Source organism: Vibrio sp. V19_P1S1T109, from assembly GCF_002241375.1.
GTDB classification, from domain to species: domain Bacteria; phylum Pseudomonadota; class Gammaproteobacteria; order Enterobacterales; family Vibrionaceae; genus Vibrio; species Vibrio anguillarum.
Map to the genome: position 1 here is coordinate 1 of NZ_NDIM01000122.1, position 5,271 is coordinate 5,271.

Below are 5,271 nucleotides of genomic sequence, written 5' to 3' on the forward strand. Positions count from 1 at the left end.
AAGCCTGGCGATGTCCTACTCTCACATGGGGAGACCCCACACTACCATCGGCGCTGTTGTGTTTCACTTCTGAGTTCGGCATGGAGTCAGGTGGGTCCACAACGCTATGGTCGCCAAGCAAATTTCTTAATTCGGAAAGCTGTTTCGTTCTCACTCACACATTCAATGTTCTTCCATTGAGTCCACAAAACCCCTTCGGTGTTGTATGGTTAAGCCTCACGGGCAATTAGTATTGGTTAGCTCAACGCCTCGCAGCGCTTACACACCCAACCTATCAACGTTCTAGTCTCGAACAACCCTTTAGGACACTTAAAGTGCCAGGGAAGACTCATCTCAGGGCTCGCTTCGCGCTTAGATGCTTTCAGCGCTTATCAATTCCGAACTTAGCTACCGGGCAATGCCATTGGCATGACAACCCGAACACCAGCGGTTCGTCCACTCCGGTCCTCTCGTACTAGGAGCAGCCCCCTTCAATCTTCCAACGCCCACGGCAGATAGGGACCGAACTGTCTCACGACGTTCTAAACCCAGCTCGCGTACCACTTTAAATGGCGAACAGCCATACCCTTGGGACCGACTTCAGCCCCAGGATGTGATGAGCCGACATCGAGGTGCCAAACACCGCCGTCGATATGAACTCTTGGGCGGTATCAGCCTGTTATCCCCGGAGTACCTTTTATCCGTTGAGCGATGGCCCTTCCATTCAGAACCACCGGATCACTATGACCTACTTTCGTACCTGCTCGAACCGTCATTCTCGCAGTTAAGCGGGCTTATGCCATTGCACTAACCTCACGATGTCCAACCGTGATTAGCCCACCTTCGTGCTCCTCCGTTACTCTTTGGGAGGAGACCGCCCCAGTCAAACTACCCACCAGGCACTGTCCGCAACCCCGATGAGGGGCCTACGTTAGAACATCAAAACGACAAGGGTGGTATTTCAAGGTCGACTCCACGCAATCTAGCGACTGCGCTTCTAAGTCTCCCACCTATCCTACACATGTAGGTTCAATGTTCAGTGCCAAGCTGTAGTAAAGGTTCACGGGGTCTTTCCGTCTAGCCGCGGGTACACTGCATCTTCACAGCGATTTCAATTTCACTGAGTCTCGGGTGGAGACAGCGTGGCCATCATTACGCCATTCGTGCAGGTCGGAACTTACCCGACAAGGAATTTCGCTACCTTAGGACCGTTATAGTTACGGCCGCCGTTTACCGGGGCTTCGATCAAGAGCTTCGACCTAAGTCTAACCCCATCAATTAACCTTCCGGCACCGGGCAGGCGTCACACCGTATACGTCATCTTGCGATTTTGCACAGTGCTGTGTTTTTAATAAACAGTTGCAGCCACCTGGTATCTGCGACTCTCGTCAGCTCCATCCGCGAGGGACTTCACCAATAAGAGCGTACCTTCTCCCGAAGTTACGGTACCATTTTGCCTAGTTCCTTCACCCGAGTTCTCTCAAGCGCCTTGGTATTCTCTACCCGACCACCTGTGTCGGTTTGGGGTACGATTGCTTATAATCTGAAGCTTAGAGGCTTTTCCTGGAAGCAGGGCATCAATGACTTCACTGCCGTAGCAGCTCGACGTCGTGTCTCAGCCTAACAAGAAACCGGATTTACCTAGTCTCTTAGCCTACGCACTTGAACCAGGACAACCGTCGCCTGGCCCACCTAGCCTTCTCCGTCCCCCCATCGCAATTATAAGCAGTACGGGAATATTAACCCGTTTCCCATCGACTACGCTTTTCAGCCTCGCCTTAGGGGTCGACTTACCCTGCCCCGATTAACGTTGGACAGGAACCCTTGGTCTTCCGGCGGGGAGGTTTTTCACCCCCCTTATCGTTACTCATGTCAGCATTCGCACTTCTGATACCTCCAGCATGCTTTACAACACACCTTCAACGGCTTACAGAACGCTCCCCTACCCAATACAGTAAACTGTATTGCCGCAGCTTCGGTTTACTACTTAGCCCCGTTACATCTTCCGCGCAGGCCGACTCGACCAGTGAGCTATTACGCTTTCTTTAAATGATGGCTGCTTCTAAGCCAACATCCTGGCTGTCTGAGCCTTCCCACATCGTTTCCCACTTAGTAGTAATTTGGGACCTTAGCTGGCGGTCTGGGTTGTTTCCCTCTCCACGACGGACGTTAGCACCCGCCGTGTGTCTCCCGGATAGTACTTACTGGTATTCGGAGTTTGCAAAGGGTTGGTAAGTCGGGATGACCCCCTAGCCTTAACAGTGCTCTACCCCCAGTAGTATTCGTCCGAGGCGCTACCTAAATAGCTTTCGGGGAGAACCAGCTATCTCCGAGTTTGATTGGCCTTTCACCCCTAGCCACAAGTCATCCGCTAATTTTTCAACATTAGTCGGTTCGGTCCTCCAGTTGATGTTACTCAACCTTCAACCTGCCCATGGCTAGATCACCCGGTTTCGGGTCTATATCCAGAGACTGAAGCGCCCAGTTAAGACTCGGTTTCCCTACGGCTCCCCTATTCGGTTAACCTTGCCACTGAATATAAGTCGCTGACCCATTATACAAAAGGTACGCAGTCACAGGACAAAGCCTGCTCCTACTGCTTGTACGTACACGGTTTCAGGTTCTATTTCACTCCCCTCACAGGGGTTCTTTTCGCCTTTCCCTCACGGTACTGGTTCACTATCGGTCAGTCAGTAGTATTTAGCCTTGGAGGATGGTCCCCCCATGTTCAGACAGGATAACACGTGTCCCGCCTTACTCGATTTCACTTATAATGATGGAACAGTTACGGGGCTATCACCCTTTATTGCGCCACTTTCCAGAGGCTTCACCTGCATCATTAAAAGCTTAAGGGCTAGTCCGATTTCGCTCGCCGCTACTTTCGGAATCTCTGTTGATTTCTTCTCCTCGGGGTACTTAGATGTTTCAGTTCCCCCGGTTTGCCTCCTTACCCTATGTATTCAGGTAAGGATACGTGCTTATGCACGTGGGTTTCCCCATTCGGAAATCGTAGACTCAAGTGGCTGTTACTGCCTAATCTACGCTTATCGCAAGTTACTACGTCCTTCATCGCCTCTGACTGCCAAGGCATCCACCGTGTACGCTTAGTCACTTAACCATACAACCCGAAGAAGTTTCGTGTTGCAGACAAGTCACCAAGGTTGTCTCTCATTATTTGAATGAGCGAGAGACGTTTGATTTTGCCGGACTCAATTTTGAAAACTTACCGAAGTAAGCTTTCCCAAGAACACTTGAATGTGTTTGGTATCAATACGTCAAACGTATTGATGTTGAGAACTTTTATTTGATAACAACAAACACGTTCGTTGTTATCAGTCAGCTTTCCAAATTGTTAAAGAGCGAGTGGTATTCCTAACGGAACAAAACACTTTCTAATGACTTTCAGAGTCAAACAGACCAACCAGTTCAATTACTTAATCTGGTTTGGCAANTCGTCTCTTAAACTGTATAAACCATCAATCTGTGTGGACACTCATCAGTGTAATCTTCGTATAAGGAGGTGATCCAGCGCCAGGTTCCCCTAGCGCTACCTTGTTACGACTTCACCCCAGTCATGAACCACAAAGTGGTGAGCGTCCTCCCCGAAAGGTTAAACTACCCACTTCTTTTGCAGCCCACTCCCATGGTGTGACGGGCGGTGTGTACAAGGCCCGGGAACGTATTCACCGTAGCATTCTGATCTACGATTACTAGCGATTCCGACTTCATGGAGTCGAGTTGCAGACTCCAATCCGGACTACGACGCACTTTTTGGGATTCGCTCACTATCGCTAGCTTGCTGCCCTCTGTATGCGCCATTGTAGCACGTGTGTAGCCCTACTCGTAAGGGCCATGATGACTTGACGTCGTCCCCACCTTCCTCCGGTTTATCACCGGCAGTCTCCCTGGAGTTCCCGACATGACTCGCTGGCAAACAAGGATAAGGGTTGCGCTCGTTGCGGGACTTAACCCAACATTTCACAACACGAGCTGACGACAGCCATGCAGCACCTGTCTCAGAGTTCCCGAAGGCACACCTGCGTCTCCGCTGGCTTCTCTGGATGTCAAGAGTAGGTAAGGTTCTTCGCGTTGCATCGAATTAAACCACATGCTCCACCGCTTGTGCGGGCCCCCGTCAATTCATTTGAGTTTTAATCTTGCGACCGTACTCCCCAGGCGGTCTACTTAACGCGTTAGCTCCGAAAGCCACGGCTCAAGGCCACAACCTCCAAGTAGACATCGTTTACGGCGTGGACTACCAGGGTATCTAATCCTGTTTGCTCCCCACGCTTTCGCATCTGAGTGTCAGTATCTGTCCAGGGGGCCGCCTTCGCCACCGGTATTCCTTCAGATCTCTACGCATTTCACCGCTACACCTGAAATTCTACCCCCCTCTACAGTACTCTAGTGAACCAGTTTCAAATGCGGTTCCGAGGTTGAGCCCCGGGCTTTCACATCTGACTTAATCCACCACCTGCATGCGCTTTACGCCCAGTAATTCCGATTAACGCTCGCACCCTCCGTATTACCGCGGCTGCTGGCACGGAGTTAGCCGGTGCTTCTTCTGTCGCTAACGTCAAATGATGCTGCTATTAACAACACCACCTTCCTCACGACTGAAAGTACTTTACAACCCGAAGGCCTTCTTCATACACGCGGCATGGCTGCATCAGGCTTGCGCCCATTGTGCAATATTCCCCACTGCTGCCTCCCGTAGGAGTCTGGACCGTGTCTCAGTTCCAGTGTGGCTGATCATCCTCTCAGACCAGCTAGGGATCGTCGCCTTGGTGAGCCATTACCTCACCAACTAGCTAATCCCACCTAGGCATATCCTGACGCGAGAGGCCCGAAGGTCCCCCTCTTTGGCCCGTAGGCATCATGCGGTATTAGCCATCGTTTCCAATGGTTATCCCCCACATCAGGGCAATTTCCTAGGCATTACTCACCCGTCCGCCGCTCGCCACCCAAGGAACAAGTTCCTCTGTGCTGCCGCTCGACTTGCATGTGTTAGGCCTGCCGCCAGCGTTCAATCTGAGCCATGATCAAACTCTTCAATTAAAGTTTTGTTGGTCCTAAGACCGGCTCAATGAATACTGACTTCAAAACTGCTCTTACTCGAAAGTAAAAAAGCAATTTTAAAGCTATTGTTGTTCCAACAGAACAACAATGAATTGACTGTGCCAAAATCAAGTAAACTTGATTCTGATTGGTCACTCAGTTCATTGATAAATCTTTTTTGATTATCATCAACGAGTGCCCACACAGATTGATAGGTTTATATTGTTAAAGAGC

At 50.5% G+C, this 5,271-nt stretch carries 3 rRNA genes; all 3 read right to left on the reverse strand.

What is annotated here, in order from left to right:
• Positions 1–2 precede the first annotated feature (2 nt).
• The 3 genes from rrf to B9J87_RS05725 all read right to left on the reverse strand — a co-directional run bounded on the left by rrf (position 3) and on the right by B9J87_RS05725 (position 5,037).
• Positions 3–118 (reverse strand): 5S ribosomal RNA (gene rrf, locus B9J87_RS05715).
• A gap of 87 nt (positions 119–205) precedes the next feature.
• A 23S ribosomal RNA gene (locus B9J87_RS05720) occupies positions 206–3,097 on the reverse strand.
• 395 nt (positions 3,098–3,492) lie between these two features.
• Positions 3,493–5,037, reverse strand: a 16S ribosomal RNA gene (locus B9J87_RS05725).
• Together the 16S, 23S and 5S rRNA genes form the textbook arrangement of a ribosomal RNA operon.
• Positions 5,038–5,271: the final 234 nt, after the last annotated feature.